Genomic DNA, 16,269 nt, shown 5'->3' on the forward strand with positions numbered 1-16,269 from the left:
CTTTAATGGTCGCAACCTAAAAAACCACATGAACAAAAAACTACTTTTAACTTTATCAGTATTAAGCACGTGTTTAGCAGCGAACGCGCAAGACACACTCAGGAAAGTCCCTGCCGATACAACTACCATTAAAAAGAAGCAACTGCAGGAAGTAGTTGTCTCCGCATCCCGCATCAGCGAGAGTATTTTACGCTCGCCGGTAAGTATCGAGAAGATCAGGGCATCAGCATTCAAACTTTCGGCAGCGCCGTCGTTTTTTGATGCCCTTGAAAATGTAAAAGGCGTGCAGCTTATTACCCCCAGCCTTGGCTTCAGGATCATTAACACCCGCGGTTTTGCCAATACCACCAATGTGCGCTTTACCCAATTGGTTGATGGGATTGATAACCAGGCACCGCATTTAGGTGCCCCTATAGGCAATGCGCTCGGGCCGAGCGATCTTGATATTGAAAGCGTGGAGATCATACCCGGCACTGCGTCTGCGCTTTACGGCCTGAACGCGATAAACGGACTTGCGAATTTTATCACCAAAGATCCTTTTACTTCGCCCGGTATTACCATTCAACAAAAAACGGGTATCAACCACGTAGGCGATAAAGAAACGGGGGTAAAAAGCTTTTCAGAAACCAGTTTCAGGATAGCGCAGGTGCTTTCGCCGAAATTCGCATTTAAATTGAATGGTACTTATACCACTGGTTACGATTGGATAGCCGACAACACCACCGATCAAAATGCTGCGGCCAACACCAAACTCGGTATTCCCGGCGGGCCGCAGAACCCTGCCTATGATCCTATTAATGGCTATGGCAATGAATCATCCGACAGGAAAACCATCACCCTCGGCGGCAAACAGTATTCGGTTGCCCGCACTGGATATGCCGAAAAAGACCTTACCAGCTACGGGCTGCACAATGTGAAGCTGGATGCAGCGCTGGCTTATAAATTCAATGCTAACACACAACTTACCTATACCTTCTGTTTTGGCGATCTGGATAATATTTATCAGCGGGCCAACCGTTTCAGGCTTAAGGGCTATACCTTGCAGCAGCACGCGCTGGAGTTAAAGAATGATATTTTCCAGGTGCGTACCTACCTTACTATCGAAAATACCGGCAAATCATACAACCTGCGTTCTGCCGGCGAAAACATAGACCGCAACTTTAAAAGTGACAACGACTGGTATGCCGATTTTACCAAAGGTTTTAATAATGCCACCTCCGCAGGGGCCAATGTGCAGCAAGCCCTGAACCAGGCCCGCCAGTTTGCCGATGCGGGTCGATATCAGCCCGGAACGCCCGCCTTTAATGCCACCCTTAACAAACTTGCCGATATTAATAATTGGGACGTAGGTTCGGCCCTACGCGTTAAAGACGATCTGTTTCATATAGAAGGACAGGCAGATATTTCAAAAGCCATTTCAAAAGATTTTATCAAACAAACCGGGCTGGATCTGCTTGCCGGGTTTGACCATCGTACTTATATCATTCATCCCGATGGCAATTACTTCATTAACTATGTGCCCGGCAAGGAGTTCAGTAATTTAGATTACAGCAAAACGGGCGGTTTTATACAAGCCTCAAAAGAGCTTTGGGACAATAAACTTAAACTATCGGCCACCCTGCGCGGCGACAGGAATGATTACTTTGACCTGAAGCTTAACCCTCGTTTTACATTGGTATTTTCGCCGGTTGTTGAGCATAACATCCGGGTATCATTTCAAAGCGGCTACCGGTTTCCGAGTATTTTCGAAGCTTTTTCTAACGTAAACAGCGGCGGGGTTAAACGCATTGGAGGTTTACGTGTGGTATCAAACGGCATTTTTGAAAATTCGTATCTGCGTACTTCAATTGATGCTTTCCAAACTGCCGTTAAAAATAATTTTAACCAGGGGATTTCAACAAACGCAGCTATCGAAAAAGAAAAAGGATTATTAAAAAAGAACCCTTATACCTATTTGCAGCCTGAGCATATTAACTCATTTGAAGCCGGTTATAAGGCATTATTTTTTGATGGGAAGCTGAGTGCCGATGCTGACTTTTACTACAACAAATATGATCACTTTATTGCCCAGGTAGAGATCAATGTACCCAATACCCAAAAAGCCGATTCGATCCCTTACTATCTGAATGATAAAACTAAGCAGGCCCGCTACCGGGTATGGACCAATTCGCAAAGTAAGGTTACCAATATTGGTGGTAGCATTGGGCTTACCTATCACTTGCCAGCCAACCTGCAATTATCGGGCAATGCCTCGTATGCTAAGTTACAGCGCACAACCAATGAGGACGCGCTTGAAGATGGCTTCAACACACCGCAATGGATCACTAATTGCTCTTTCGGCGGTAATAGGGTGGCAGGCAATTTAGGGTTTAATGTAACCTATAAGTGGCAAAGTGGCTATTACTGGCAATCGTTTTTAGTAAATGGCAACGTAGACCACTATGGAATCATTGATGCGCAGGTTAACTATGATTTCCTGAAAACCAAATTGAATGTAAAACTGGGCGCCAGCAACCTCACCAATAAATATTATAATTCGTTTTTAGGAGGCCCGTCGATTGGTGGCTTTTATTATACTACGCTTACTTATACTATTAAGTAATTGTTTTTTTTTCATTTCAGACTTACGAAATTTTGAAAGCTTCGTAAGTCTTTAAAAGTATAATTCTGGCCTGTTTTCAAGTACTTGAACTGCAAGTCTGTCTCATTTTGGCGCTGAAGTTGGAAACTTCAGCTATGTTTAACCACGGGTTACGCTATCGCTAAACCCGCGGCAGAATTATTTTATCCCCTCATCACATTCACCCTGTCCCCTTTCCAATCCGGGAAAAGTATGTGATCATTATTTATCGCGAGGTGCTTATCGGCAACAGCGCTGAACACGCTTCTGAAATCGGTAGTTACGGCAAGGTCGCGGCCATCTTCAAGGTTTTCGATAGCTAATGGCTTTACATCGCCATAAACTAAACCACCGTTTACATCATTGCCTAAAATAAAGTTGCAGGAGGCGCGGCCATGATCCGTACCGCCGGTTCCGTTTTGATGAACGGTACGGCCAAATTCGGTCATAGTCATTACGGTAACATCATCCTGATAAGTTCCGAGGTCTGTCCACAGCGCCATCATGCTATTGCTTAAGTCGGCAACGTTACGGGCAAAGATGCCATTCTCAGTGCCCTGGTTAAAGTGGGTGTCCCAGCTGTTTGATTCGGCAAAGGCTACCTCAAGGCCAACATCCATTTTAATGAGCTGGGCTATTTGTTTTAACGAATTGCCCAATGCCGAATTAGGGTAAACAGCACCGTTTGCAGGCGTATAATTTTTAATGTCGGTTTTCTGAAGCATCTTCATGGCTTCAAAGCTTTCCTTCCCGGTTTGTTTCAGCAGGCCGGATGCCGTTTGATCATAGAGGTCTTCAAAGCTTTTGGCCGCCATGTTGGCTCCTGTAGGATTACCACGCATCTGGATAGCAAAATCCTGCAGGTTACTGATGGCTACCGAAGGGTTATCGCCATAAAAAGAACGCGGCATGGCCGAGGTCATGCTCACAGCAGTAAAAGGCGTAAGCGCATCATGGCCAAGTAATCCCACAGCACGGTTAAGCCAACCGCTTGAAGTGCCTTTATTGAACGGTGTGCCCGATTCCATGTAATCCTGGGCATCAAAATGCGATCGGGTATTATTGGGTGAACCAATACCATGCACTATCCCTAATCTTTTTTCACGAAACGTAGGTTCAAAGGCTTTCATGGCAGGATGCAGACCAAAACGGCCATCCAGATCAATCAGCGGATTACCTGCACCACTTTTTGCTGCCGACATAAACAGGTTTGGCCGGGCGGCTTTCAAATAGTCATCTGTAAAAGGGGTAACCGCCATGAGGCCATCCATAGCACCGCGCTGGAAAATGCAAACCAGCGTTTTTTTCTTTTTATAGGGCGATAAGATCTTTTCGCTTGCAGCAGCCTCGGCCAAAAAGCCGGGAATGCCTCCCAGCAAACCTACGCCTAAAAGGGCCAGTCCGCCCGATTTTAAAAATCCTCTTCTTGATACCATTTTTAAATCCTCCTGCTGTTACCGCCTCTGATATTCGGGCGAACCAATAATTACTCCAACCACCTGTGCCAGCATTGAATTATTGCCAGTTGTGGCTTGCATCGCTATAAAATTATTTTTTCGCTTGCCTTTCAAGCCTGGTTGTTGAGCCATCATTTCGTCATTAGCGGGCGCCATAGTTGCAGCAGGAGTTTTGGCGCTGGCTTCGTCAACCTTTTCCATGAGCTTAGGATCATTAAGCATGGGGGTAAGCCGTTTGATGGTTTCATCAAGAGGGCGTCCCGGCAATATCAATTTGGTATATGTAGTAAGTGCAGCCTCGGCGCTTTCGGGTTCGTGATGATTATTGAGTGCCGCCAGATCAACCTTTACTCCGGGAATCCTGCCCGATGCCAGCGCCAAACCAAAATTCATCCGGTTAAGCAGCGCGCCGGTATTGATCCAGTACTGGCCCTTATCAGGAAAGCCTGTGGGAGCCTGGTAGTAATAGATCTTTTCGCCCATTTTGTTGATCCAGTTAAACAACTGGTAAGGCTGATTAACGTCGGCATGCAAAGCACGCACCGAACCTATGGCCAGTTCAAAAGGCGATTTCGTTTTTTCTCTCACGGCCATCGCGCTCCAAAACTCCGGCGCATCAACCATGGTGATCAATACCTGTTTAATATCGCCATCTTTATTCATAAAGGCGCGCGCCATTTTATCAATAAGCGATTGCGGTGGATTATCGCTCACAAAACGGGTAGCTAATTTCTTTGAGATAAACTTTGCGGTAGCTTGCTGATGGGCCAGCATGGTAAGCAGTTGCACTCCTTCATCATAACCGCCGCCGGCTGCAAAATGATGGCCTAAGACTACTTTTTCACCACTATCATGCCTGTTGGGATTAAATAAAAAATCGCCTTCATGAACAAAACCACGGCTTTGCAATTTATCATCACCAATGCGGTTCATTAACTTTTGACCGGCATTGCCATAAGCCCCCATAGGGTAAACAGACCAACCAGTAAGTACTCTTGCTGCCTGGGTTACATCCTGCTGGGTATAACCACCATCTACCCCAAGGGTATGCAGTTCCATTACCTCACGGGCGTAATTTTCATTAAGCCCCTGGGCTTTTTTTGCCTTTAGTTTGGGGATATTAGCCACACGGCTTGTATCCGCATTTTGCATTTGTAACATTAAACGCCTGCGAGGGGTCTGGTCGCCTTGCTGCATGTTATCGTTATTGCCCGAACTGCTGAAATTATCCAGGTAATACAGCATAGCCGGAGATTTGGCAGTGGCCAGTAATAGGTCATTAAATTTCCCCAAAGCATTAGGACGGATCACATCACGCTCATAAGCCGGAATAAACTGAGAGCAATCATTTTTAACAACGGACACGTTGAAATGGTTAAACCAAAAGCTGGTCATCACCTCTTGTAACTGGTTATTGCTATAAGCAGCTCTTAATATTTTTTGATTGATAAACTGGCGAAGCAATTCCTGCTCAGGTTTTAAACCGTTTTGCTGCATATAATTTTGCAACTGATCGCGATAAGCCTTTCTATCAGTTTTTACCGAATCTTTATTAACAACGCCGTCTTTTACGGCCATACGTAAAACCTGGCCCCCTTTGGGATATTGCGCTACAACTTGGGTATTAGTTAATTTCAAAGCATCATATTTATCCAGAAGCTGATTTAGGGAATCATCCGGCATTTGGGCATCCAATTGAGCGGCGAACCATTTTTCCGGGCCAATTTTAACTACTTCTTCTACTTCACCGGGTGTTGCGCCGTATGTAAAACGGCTTAGTAAATGAGCCGCAGCCTGTTCGGGGATTAAGCCGGCTTTTTTATAAGGAAATTTTAAATCGGGATTTACAGGGTAGCCCGGCAAAAAGGCAGTAAGTACGGTAAAAACACTCAACAACAAAACAAAGCCACACCAGTACTTAACAGCCTTTTTCATAGTGTCCGGGTTATTAATTAAAAGATTTAACTTATATGCTACTATACGACCATAAAAAGGCCGTTTGGTTTAATTTAATTGTAAAACAAACTTAAATATTTAGCTATTTAAACTAAAACCCATCTATATTGTCAATAGCTTTAATTATCCAAAAAAATAACGAACCATGAAAAAAATACTGATGATGCTGGCCCTGGCCGGCGGGCTGAGCTTTACTGCAAGCGCACAACAGAAAGTTGAAAAAACACCTGCTCAAAAAGCCGGCAATAAAACCGAACATCTGCAAAAACATCTGAAACTCACTGCCGACCAAACCAAAAAAGTAAATGCGGTTTTACTGGCCCAGGCTACAAGCATTGATAGCCTGAAAAAATTAAAACAAGATAAAAAAACAAGTCACCTGGCCGATCAGAAGATCAAAAAACAGGCAACTGAAAAACTCGACAAGATATTTACACCGGAGCAGAAAAAGGCTTACGCTGAAATGAAAGCCGAAAAGAAGGCTAAAAAAGATGCAGTGAAAAAAGGAACAGAATAATCTGAATTTACTTGAAATACAAGGGTGCATCATATAAATGAGCAACCCGGAGCGTAAATGAAAAGGTTCTCCGCCTACTCAATTAAATAAAAGAGGCTGTCACACTGGTGGTGTGAGACAGCCTCTTCTTTTGGTTACTAAACTTTGTAGGGAATAACTATTGTTGTTGTTGAATGTATCCTATTATACCCTCGTAAACATATCCGCTGTTACCGCCGGCATTGCCCAATTCATTAAAGTTGGTGGTATAAAAATGCGCACCGCCTTTAACTGGAGCGTAACGGTAAATAGGTATTGTTCCTGTTATTTGGGTACTGCTAAGGTATCCCGGGATACCTTCAAGAACAGTTGAACCCGAACCATTTCCCAACTCATTAAAATTGGTAGTGAAGAAATGTTGAACACCTGCTAATAAGTACCTGTATAACGGTTTTGTCCCGGGCATTGATGAATCTGTATATATTAAACCCATCTGCGATTCTATGCGCCAGTCTGAATTTCCGGCCAATTCTTGCGGTTTTTCGGTTAATATACGGTCGCCATTCCTGGTATTAAAACACCTGTACAAAGGAGTTGTTCCATAAATCAATGTAATGACATTATGACTTGCCAAATACTGTGTAATATAATCTGCTACCGCTTGCTTTTTCGCAGCGTCATCAATCAAATCTGAAAGCTGGATGAGGGTACCAGGTGCATTGCTTATTTGTATAAAAGCAGCATTGTCACGAGTGCAAGTGCTTTGCCATGGAGCAATATCTACTTTAGGAGCGCTATTATCCAGGCTTAGCTGACCAAATACTCCTTTAGTTCCATCGCCGCCCACGGTGCTGTAATACATTGTCTGGTCATAATTTGAATTTACAGACGAATCCGCATAAGTTACGTCTGATTTAAATCCAAATGTGCGGAACATACCGTGCACGTCTAAACCCGCTTTTACAGATAGTCCCCTATTGGAGCTTGAGGTTTGTGAGCGATAAAAAACATTTAGCTTGGCACCTAAAATAATATCCGTTAAAACATGGGTACCATATTTGGTCACCAGCTGCTGGGCCGACATGGAGGCAACGTCTGACTTAAATACAGAAGTTAAGTAGGTGCTTTTAATCAGATCAATCGGCGCATTAAATTTTAACCTTTTTTGCTTTATGATAAGCGAAGCGCTTGCATACGAATATTTTGATGAAATTTTACTTGTTTCATGAAAGTTTACCGTAAGTGTTGCGCTCCAAAACTTACTTGCTCCTGCCGGGGTTAGTGTTGAAGTAGTATTTACTGTTAGGCTATGCAAATAATCCGAAGCGTTCCCACCAGCGGCGTATTCGGCATACTGGCTAACATTATTATCCGGTACATATCGGCCGGGTTCATTTTGTACCAGTTTGTCCATGTCGATCACAGGGTAGGTTGCAGAATTTGAGCTGGCATACTCTCCGGTTATATCATAACCAAAACCAAGCAGGTCATACTTATTATCTACGCCAGAATGCGTAGTTAATTTTGATGATTGTACATTATCTGCTCCAGGCGCACGGACAAGATCTTTTGTACAACTTGAAAAAATGGATGTAAATAAAATAACTGCTCCCGCAGCTAAAAACTTGGGGTTTAGGCTTTTTACCATGATTTATTAATAAGATTTAGTTCACAAAAATACTATTAATAAATTAATAAATACATCTTTTAGGTTAAATATATGTTAAAAAAATGCTTATTGGATAAATTATTTAGTTATATAAACTTTAAATAACTGATTATAAATAACATAAAATAGCAGATTTATGGGCAACTTTTTTTTTGTTTACAGGCTTTTCTTGCTTTGTTTAAAATATCCTAAATTTAATGTAAATCGGTTACCATAACATGGCTTCAAACCTGCTGGCAAAAAATAAGCACACCATACTATACGGGCTGTGCCTTGCCGTATTGCTTTTTTTGCTAAAATGGCTGGAATTAAAGTTTGTAATAGTTAATAACGCTTATGAGGTGTACATGGGTGCTATAGCCGTGCTTTTTACCGCACTCGGTATCTGGCTTGCACTTAAACTTACCAAACCTAAAACTGTAGTGATAGAAAAACAGGTGTATGTAAATAGCGGACCTGAATTTACCATTAACCAACGCGAAGTAGAAAAACTGGGCCTCAGTAAACGCGAGCTGGATGTTTTGCAATTGATGGCCGAAGGACTAAGCAACCAGGAAATCTCGGAGCGGTTGTTTGTATCGTTAAATACCATCAAAACGCATTCCGCAAAGGTATTTGAAAAAATGGAGGTAAAGCGCCGTACTCAAGCTGTTGAAATGGGGAAACGATTGTCCATCATCCCCTAAAAAGGATCATACTTTAGTACTGAAATTAGCCGGTATTTTCAAAATCACCCTAAAGTATGAGCCCAAAAAGTTTCTGACAAGCCAAATTTGTTCTATCAAAACATAAAACGATATAAAAAAGAATGTACTTGTTTTTGGATCAATCTCCGGTTTGATCATTGCCGCAACCGGAGGCATTTCGGGTGCCCTGTGTTATAATAATCCCAACTTTCAGGGCAACATGTGGGTGGGCTATGGCTCCATGTTACTGGCCTTCTCACTAATATTTGTAGCCATCAAAAATTACCGCGATAAATACAATGGAGGCGTAATCAGTTTCGGCAAAGCCTTTATGATTGGTCTTTATATTGTGCTGATCACCTCAACTGTTTATGTAATTATATGGCTTATCGAACTCTACAATTTCTTTCCTGACTTCATGACCAAATACGTTGCCCATGTTTTAAAGGAAGCCAAAGCCCATGGCGCAACAGATGCCGAACTTAAACAGCAGTAAGCAAGCATGGCCGGGTATGTTAATATGTATAAAAGCCCGTTTGGTGTTATAGTGCTTACTTATATGGAGATCTTGCCTGTTGGTTTGGTAATTGCGCTGATAGCGGCATTAATCCTGAAACGCAAAAATGCCAGCCCGCAATTGGCTACTAATTAAAAGCAGCTATGCCAAGAAGCGTAAAAGCCGCATTTTGCACTTCGTTATAGGAGGCACGAAGCAATCGCGAACTTTACAGAGTAGCATGATGGGCTGCTTTGCTAATGGGGGATTATTAATAATTATAATTTGATTTTTATAGGTATTAATGAGCTCCCTACGGTCGGTTGTCTTCGTACCTTATAATGACGTTGCCGTAAGTTGTTGATTATTAAGTGCTTTTTTGATTTGTTTTATAATATGGGCGTTGCCTGCGGCCGGGCTATCCGCTGCAAGTCCTCGCCTTTCCTGCCCGCAAACCCAACCCGCGCTGTGGGCTTTACGCTTCTATCCCTAACGCGGCCCTCGCGCAAAATCCCTAAAACATAGTTTAAACGTCATCAATTTTTTTTTCTGGTTCTTTAATGGTTACTCGCAATGACGCTTTATTATTAGCTAAGATATTAAGCATTATTCCTAAATTGGCTCAATGATATTTGATTTCAGGCTGAAGGTTTTTTATACGGTTGCACAGCGTTTGAGCTTTACCAAAGCGGCATCCGAATTATTTATTACCCAACCCGCCGTTACCAAACATATCAAAGAACTGGAGCAGCAGCTTAGCATACAGTTGTTTAAACGTAATGGCAATAACATAGCCCTCACCCCAGCCGGTAAAATTCTAGAGAAATATGCCGAAAAGATCTTCCAAACTTATACCGAGCTTGAAACCGAACTGGCTCAGCTTAACAACTTAGAAGCCGGCACACTACATATAGGGGCCAGTACTACGGTGGCACAGACCATTTTGCCCAAGCTGCTGGCTATGTTCAAAAAAACATACCCTAAGGTTACCTTCAATTTTATCCAGGCCAATACAGATCAGATCTCGCAGCTGGTTCTTGCCGAAAAAATAGACATCGCTATTGTTGAAGGTGCAGCCCATTCGCCGCAATTATCTTATACTGATTTCATTAAGGATGAAATTGTATTGGTAACCAGCGCTAACAATAAGTTATCCAAAAAGGCCGAGATCACCCCCAAACAATTACCCTCCATTCCACTGGTTTTAAGGGAAGCCGGGTCGGGTACGCTGGATGTTATTTTCAATGCTTTGGCAGCGGTGCAGATCAACCCTAAAGATCTTAATATTGAGATTCAACTGGAGAGCAGCATCGCCATCAAACAATACCTTTTATACTCAGAAACTGCCACTTTCCTCTCCATACAATCGGTAGTGAGTGAATTAAAATATAACGAGCTCAGCATTATTGATGTTAAAGGTTTGGAGATTTTCCGCACTTTTCAATTTATCCAGCTGCACGGAAAACATAGCAAGCTGATTGAACTTTTTAAACGTTTTTGCCTCGCCAATTATAACTTAAAGTAATCTTATATTACTTTATATCATTTGATTACCAACGAGTTTAACGCCAAATTTGATTGCTGAACATAAGGCAATCACACATGGAACATATTACTACCGATATCTGTATTATAGGCGCCGGGCCTGTTGGTTTATTTGCTGTTTTTGAAGCCGGGCTGCTTAAAATGCGCTGCCATCTTATTGACGTACTGCCGCAGGTTGGTGGTCAGCTTTCTGAGATCTACCCGCATAAACCGATATATGATATCCCCGGCTATCCCGATGTTACTGCACAGCAATTGGTAGATAACCTGATGTTGCAAATAGCGCCGTTTCACCCAACTTTCAGTTTAGGCGAACGGGTTGAAAACCTGCAGCGCAATGAAGATGGTTCCTATAATATCATCACCAACGATGGTACCGTTGTGCATTGCCAGGTGGTAGTAATTGCCGGCGGACTTGGCTGCTTTGAGCCCCGCAAGCCTGAAATTGACCGCCTTACAGATTTTGAAGGTAAAGGCGTAGCCTATATGGTGAAAAACCCCGAGCATTTCCGCGATAAAAAAGTGGTATTGGCGGGCGGGGGTGACTCCGCGTTAGACTGGGCAGTTTTCCTGAGCAATGTAGCCGAACGCGTTACACTTGTTCACCGTGGCGATACTTTCCGCGGAGCGCCTGACAGTGCCGAAAAAGTATTTGAACTGGCCAGGGAAGGTAAAATTGATCTGATCTTGAAATCAAACGTTGTTGCCTTAACCGGTGATGACCGCCTGCGCGAGATCACCTTGCTCGACCGCGACCAGCAGGTTAGCCATATTGAAGCAGATCACCTCATTCCGTTATTTGGCCTTAGTCCTAAACTTGGCCCTATTGCGGATTGGGGCTTAAACATAGACAGATCAGCCATCGCCGTAAATACAACTGATTACAGCACCAATATCGAGCGAATCTATGCCATTGGGGATATCAACATCTACCCGGGCAAGCTTAAGCTGATATTGTGCGGCTTTCACGAGGGGGCGTTGATGGCGCAGAGTGCCTTCAAATATGTTTACCCTGAGCAAAAACTAAGTTTTAAATATACCACCGTTTACGGTGTAAGCGCTTTTTAGCCATGATAAATTTAACCATAATTGACCGCGACGGCGGCAGCAGGCCAGTCGAGATTCCGGAAGGCATAAACCTGAGCCTGATGGAAGTATTAAAGGCATCTGAATATGACATCCTGGCCACCTGCGGCGGCATGGCGCTTTGTGCCACTTGCCATGTACAAGTAATAGAAGGCCCTGCAGCATATTTTACCGCTACAGATACCGAACTGGATGTATTAGATACCCTACCCTATGCCCCACCTGCAAGTCGTCTGGCCTGCCAAATCAGGATTACTGAGGATATGGATGGAATGGTGTTTAAGCTGGTGGGCGAGGAATAAAGTCGGAAGTTTTAAGCCCTAAGTCTTAAGTCGGATTAAAAATTCTTGTGTTTTGTGTGCGAGCCCTGTTGCCGGCTTACTATTTTTCTTTCCGGCAGCGGGGTTTTGTTGCCTTGGTACTCGTCATTACGAGTAACCATCAGGGTACCTGAAAAAAATCATAATGACGTATAAAACATATTTCAGCGATGGTGTGCGGGGGCGGCGTTAGCGATAGTAGCGGATACCGGCCTTGTGGCTAATGCCTTGTGTAGTATGAGCGGATAGCACGGGCCGCAGGCAACGCCCATATCCATAAAGCCGATCAAAAAACATGCTTAATAATCAATAACTTACAAACACGTCATTATAAGATACGAAGCAATCCCCTTGCAAATTCCCTGTACAATTCGCGATTGCTTCGTGCCTTATAATGACGTGATGGAGATGTCTCTCACTTCTCCGTCAGCACCGTAAACTTAAAATCAAGCGGCTCAAACAGACGAATCAGTTCATCAATAAAAGTTTGTCCCCATTTCACATACATCAGGCCAAAGTTTTCAGAACGCTCCTGCAGGCTATCTTTCGGGAACAGCTCGGCTTTAACAGCGGTCAGCTGTTCTAAACGCACACTATAGTTTCTTTTTTCGGCACGGATGAGTTTCTTTTCCAGGTTATCCATAGCCTTTTTGAGGCGGGCTTGTACAGCCGCAGCCGATGGAGAAAGCGTAGGATCTATCTTGTAGGCACGCAGCTTTATTTTTTCGAACAGGCTTTCCATCTCGCGCCATTCTTCAGCAATGCTCAGGTTATGATCGCTGTGCTTTTTGATCCAGTAGGTTTGCAGCGCATCGCTTTGTTTAAATAAAGCCAAGGCATCTAAATCCATGCGGGATATTTTGGCAGCCTGCTCCTTTTTGATCACCAATGCCGAGTTGCGGAGAATCAGGATCGGGAAATCAATTTTATAATGATCAAAGTTAGATTTCAATTCCAGCCAGTAAACCACTTCTGCGCCGCCACCGATGTAGGCGATATTGGGTAAAATACATTCCTGGTACAATGGGCGCATCACCACGTTAGGGCTAAAGCGCTCGGGGTATTCGGCTATCTCCTTTTTAAGTTCAGCTTCGGTAAACTTAATTTCAGTATTAAGGACGTTGTAGCTGTCATTCTCAAAAACTATCCTTTCGCGCAGTTGATCTTTCAGGTAAAAGAAATTGATTTCCCTCGGATTAACCTGGATATGCACACCAAGTTCATGCAGCTTTTGATTGGTTTCACTAATGTTTTTAAAACTATGCTGACCGATGATATCCTGCTCAATAATTGGCGCGAACTCTTTTTTAAATTCATGGTCATCAGCATCAATAATAACGAGGCCGTATTGGCCGAAAAGTGAATTAACAAGGTACCTTGTAGCATCGGCAAGCTTATCAAATTTGGTGTAGGCCGTTTCAACAATTTCGGCAAGATCGGTCGCGTGGCCTTCCATGCCTAAAACGCCTTTGTATTGGTTAAGTGCCTGACGCATACTCACCGGGTCTATACGACCGGTAGCTCCCGAAGCCTCGTACCACCAATGCACTTTTTTACCGCCAATGTTGGTGTAATTGATCTCGGCAAAATCATGGTCTTCGCTGGCCATCCAGTAAACAGGCACAAAGTTTTTATCGGGATGAGCGGCTTTTAATTGCTGCGCGAGTTTTATGGCGGTGGCAATTTTATAAAGGAAATATAAAGGCCCGGCAAAGATATTGAGCTGATGCCCGGTTGTAATGGTATAAGTATTATCCTGCTTTAACAGCTCCAGGTTTTGGGCTGTGAGCGCGGTTGAATAAGTGCATAATTTACCGGGCTCTTTACCTAAACATTCGTACTGCTTAGTTAAAACACGTACCAAAACTTCACGATCTGCAACAACCTTTTTATTTTTCAAAAATTCGGCAAAACCGGCCATATCAGGGCGGTAACCATAAAAAGGTTGTAGTTCGGGTTTATTGTCGATGTATTCGGCAACTGTGTTTGAAAAAAAACCGGTGTCTTTATAACTTATACAGGATGCGTCCATTTCGTTGATTCATGTTTTGGATGCTCGGTTTCAGATTTGCCCTAAAACAAAACATCAGCAAATAAAATTAAATGCTGATGTCGAAATTAGATTATAAATCGCAAATCGCTTTACAGCAGACTGCAAATTACTATTATTTTACAATTTGTCCATAAAGGTCAAAGTCCTCGGCGCTGTCTATCTTCACGTTAACAAAGCTGCCAACGGTAGCGTAGTCAATACTTGCGTCAATCAAAACTTCGTTATCAACCTCAGGCGAATCAAATTCGGTACGGCCAACAAAGTAACCGCCATCCTTTTTGTCAATCAGCACTTTATAGGTATTGCCGATCTTTTCCTGGTTTTTATCGAAAGAGATACCCTGCTGAATTTCCATAATGGCATCAGCACGTTCTTGTTTAACTTCTTCAGGTACGTCATCAACCAAACTATGGGCGTGGGTTTTTTCCTCGTGCGAGTAAGTGAAACAACCCAGACGGTCAAACTTGGTATCTTCAACCCATTGCGCCATCTCTTCAAAGTCCTGCTGGGTTTCGCCCGGGTAACCGGTGATCAGCGTAGTACGCATGGCAATGCCCGGAACGCGGTCGCGGATCTCATTAACGATATCAATGGTTTTTTGCTTGGTGATACCACGGCGCATTGATTTCAGCATATGATCGGTAATGTGCTGCAATGGCATATCCAGGTACTTGCAGATGTTTTCGCGCTCATTCATCACATCCAGGATTTCCATCGGGAAACCTGAAGGATAAGCGTATTGCAACCTGATCCATTCAATACCATTCACATCAGATAAACGGCGAAGTAATTCATCCAGGTTACGTTTACCGTACAGGTCAAGACCATAATAGGTCAAATCCTGTGCAATCAGGATCAATTCTTTTGTACCGTTTTTAGCAAGCTTCTTTGCATCCTCAACCAATTGTTCAATCGGCGAACTCAGGTGCTTGCCACGCATCAGCGGAATAGCGCAAAACGAGCAGGGGCGGTTACAGCCTTCTGCTATTTTAAAATAAGCAAAATGTGATGGTGTTGTTAATAAACGCTCACCAATCAATTCATGCTTATAATTAGCCCCTACGGTAGCCAATAAGTTTTGCAGATCGTTGGTACCGAAATAGGCATCAACGTTGGTGATCTCAGCTTCAAGTTCGGGCTTGTAGCGCTCGCTCAGGCAGCCGGTAACAATCACCTTACCTACCTTGCCCTGTTCCTTAAGCTCGCTGTATTGCAGAATAGTATCTATTGATTCCTGCTTGGCATTATCAATAAAGCCACAGGTATTAATTACAATAATATCATTTTTGCCTACCTTATCGGCCTCATGCACCACATCAAACTGGTTGCCCTTCAACTGGCCCATCAATATTTCCGAATCGTAAATATTTTTTGAACAGCCTAACGTAACCACGTTTACACGGGGTTTGGCCTGTTTAACAGATGGACGGGAAATTTCTTTTGTCTTCATTATATATTTTTTGATTTCAGTGATTTTTTTGATTTCACTGATCTCGTTTACACAGACATCCTTTTAATTGAACAACTTACGTTACTGAAATTAATCAATAAGCCTGTTTTAATTTTACTTGCCTTTAAATATGATAGGAGCTGTTTTTGGAAAATTACTGGTAAAAAAGGACCTATTACCGCTTTTATTTCAACAATAACTTTGCCTTCGATAAAAAAATCACATCTAAATTCCCCAACACACTTTTCCTTAAAATATAATTCGAATTTCTTTTCTGTTTCGAAGGCTAAACCTTCCAATTGTAACTGATGTTGTAAAGCTTTTGAATACACTTTCTCAATAAACCCCGGTCCCAAATGTTTATGAACTTCAAAGCAACAGCCTATTATCTTTTCTGTTAACGAATCGTTTTCATAATTTGCCATAAGTAATCGG

Annotated in this window: 14 protein-coding genes; 8 read left to right on the plus strand and 6 right to left on the minus strand. The window is 43.0% G+C overall.

The genetic code is table 11. The features are described from left to right. The first annotated feature begins 28 nt into the window (after nt 1–28). The gene (locus tag ACEN9X_RS08645; RefSeq protein WP_413669986.1) at nt 29–2,602 is read left to right on the plus strand and encodes a TonB-dependent receptor; all 2,574 of its coding nucleotides are present in this window, start codon (nt 29–31) and stop codon (nt 2,600–2,602) included. 182 nt (nt 2,603–2,784) lie between these two features. Here the strand turns inward: ACEN9X_RS08645 and ACEN9X_RS08650 are convergent, their stop codons facing one another. Both ACEN9X_RS08650 and ACEN9X_RS08655 read right to left on the minus strand, forming a co-directional pair. Continuing rightward, on the minus strand, nt 2,785–4,056 hold the full coding sequence (locus ACEN9X_RS08650; protein WP_413669987.1) for a DUF1501 domain-containing protein: 1,272 nt from the start codon (nt 4,054–4,056) through the stop codon (nt 2,785–2,787). A gap of 18 nt (nt 4,057–4,074) precedes the next feature. Then, nucleotides 4,075–6,012: a DUF1800 domain-containing protein gene (locus ACEN9X_RS08655; RefSeq protein ID WP_413669988.1), complete on the minus strand. Its 1,938-nt coding sequence runs from the start codon at nt 6,010–6,012 to the stop codon at nt 4,075–4,077. Between the two features lie 166 nt (nt 6,013–6,178). Between ACEN9X_RS08655 and ACEN9X_RS08660 the strand changes: the two genes are divergently transcribed. Then, nucleotides 6,179–6,550 carry a hypothetical protein gene (locus ACEN9X_RS08660; protein WP_413669989.1) on the plus strand — a complete coding sequence of 124 codons (372 nt, stop codon included), beginning with the start codon at nt 6,179–6,181 and terminating at the stop codon, nt 6,548–6,550. Between the two features lie 157 nt (nt 6,551–6,707). Here ACEN9X_RS08660 and ACEN9X_RS08665 read toward each other — a convergent pair whose 3' ends face one another. Next, nucleotides 6,708–8,177, minus strand: a complete 1,470-nt coding sequence (locus ACEN9X_RS08665) for an MAC/perforin domain-containing protein (RefSeq protein ID WP_413669990.1) — start codon at nt 8,175–8,177, stop codon at nt 6,708–6,710. Between the two features lie 239 nt (nt 8,178–8,416). On the opposite strand from ACEN9X_RS08665, the gene ACEN9X_RS08670 reads away from it, so the two are divergent. The 6 genes from ACEN9X_RS08670 to ACEN9X_RS08695 all read left to right on the plus strand — a co-directional run bounded on the left by ACEN9X_RS08670 (nt 8,417) and on the right by ACEN9X_RS08695 (nt 12,313). Further along, the gene (locus ACEN9X_RS08670; protein ID WP_413669991.1) at nt 8,417–8,884 is read left to right on the plus strand and encodes a response regulator transcription factor; all 468 of its coding nucleotides are present in this window, start codon (nt 8,417–8,419) and stop codon (nt 8,882–8,884) included. 142 nt (nt 8,885–9,026) lie between these two features. Further along, nucleotides 9,027–9,380 (plus strand): DUF4199 domain-containing protein, encoded by a 354-nt coding sequence (locus ACEN9X_RS08675; protein WP_413671124.1) that lies wholly within the window; start codon nt 9,027–9,029, stop codon nt 9,378–9,380. A gap of 6 nt (nt 9,381–9,386) precedes the next feature. Then, nucleotides 9,387–9,536 (plus strand): hypothetical protein, encoded by a 150-nt coding sequence (locus tag ACEN9X_RS08680; protein WP_413669992.1) that lies wholly within the window; start codon nt 9,387–9,389, stop codon nt 9,534–9,536. A gap of 469 nt (nt 9,537–10,005) precedes the next feature. Next, complete coding sequence (locus ACEN9X_RS08685) at nt 10,006–10,905, plus strand: LysR substrate-binding domain-containing protein (RefSeq protein WP_413669993.1); 900 nt, start codon at nt 10,006–10,008, stop codon at nt 10,903–10,905. A gap of 77 nt (nt 10,906–10,982) precedes the next feature. Beyond that, nucleotides 10,983–11,993, plus strand: a complete 1,011-nt coding sequence (locus ACEN9X_RS08690) for an NAD(P)/FAD-dependent oxidoreductase (RefSeq protein WP_413669994.1) — start codon at nt 10,983–10,985, stop codon at nt 11,991–11,993. A gap of 2 nt (nt 11,994–11,995) precedes the next feature. Beyond that, on the plus strand, nt 11,996–12,313 hold the full coding sequence (locus ACEN9X_RS08695; RefSeq protein ID WP_413669995.1) for a 2Fe-2S iron-sulfur cluster-binding protein: 318 nt from the start codon (nt 11,996–11,998) through the stop codon (nt 12,311–12,313). Nucleotides 12,314–12,746: 433 nt separating this feature from the next. On the opposite strand, the gene bshC is transcribed toward ACEN9X_RS08695, so the two are convergent. The 3 genes from bshC to ACEN9X_RS08710 all read right to left on the minus strand — a co-directional run bounded on the left by bshC (nt 12,747) and on the right by ACEN9X_RS08710 (nt 16,259). Then, nucleotides 12,747–14,363, minus strand: coding sequence for a bacillithiol biosynthesis cysteine-adding enzyme BshC (bshC, locus tag ACEN9X_RS08700; protein ID WP_413669996.1), 1,617 nt, complete (start codon nt 14,361–14,363; stop codon nt 12,747–12,749). A 133-nt stretch (nt 14,364–14,496) separates the two neighbouring features. Beyond that, nucleotides 14,497–15,834: a 30S ribosomal protein S12 methylthiotransferase RimO gene (rimO, locus tag ACEN9X_RS08705; RefSeq protein ID WP_413669997.1), complete on the minus strand. Its 1,338-nt coding sequence runs from the start codon at nt 15,832–15,834 to the stop codon at nt 14,497–14,499. A 47-nt stretch (nt 15,835–15,881) separates the two neighbouring features. Beyond that, complete coding sequence (locus ACEN9X_RS08710) at nt 15,882–16,259, minus strand: GxxExxY protein (protein WP_413669998.1); 378 nt, start codon at nt 16,257–16,259, stop codon at nt 15,882–15,884. Between the last annotated feature and the right edge of the window lie 10 nt (nt 16,260–16,269).

Source organism: Mucilaginibacter sp. Mucisp86, assembly GCF_047324315.1.
GTDB lineage: Bacteria > Bacteroidota > Bacteroidia > Sphingobacteriales > Sphingobacteriaceae > Mucilaginibacter.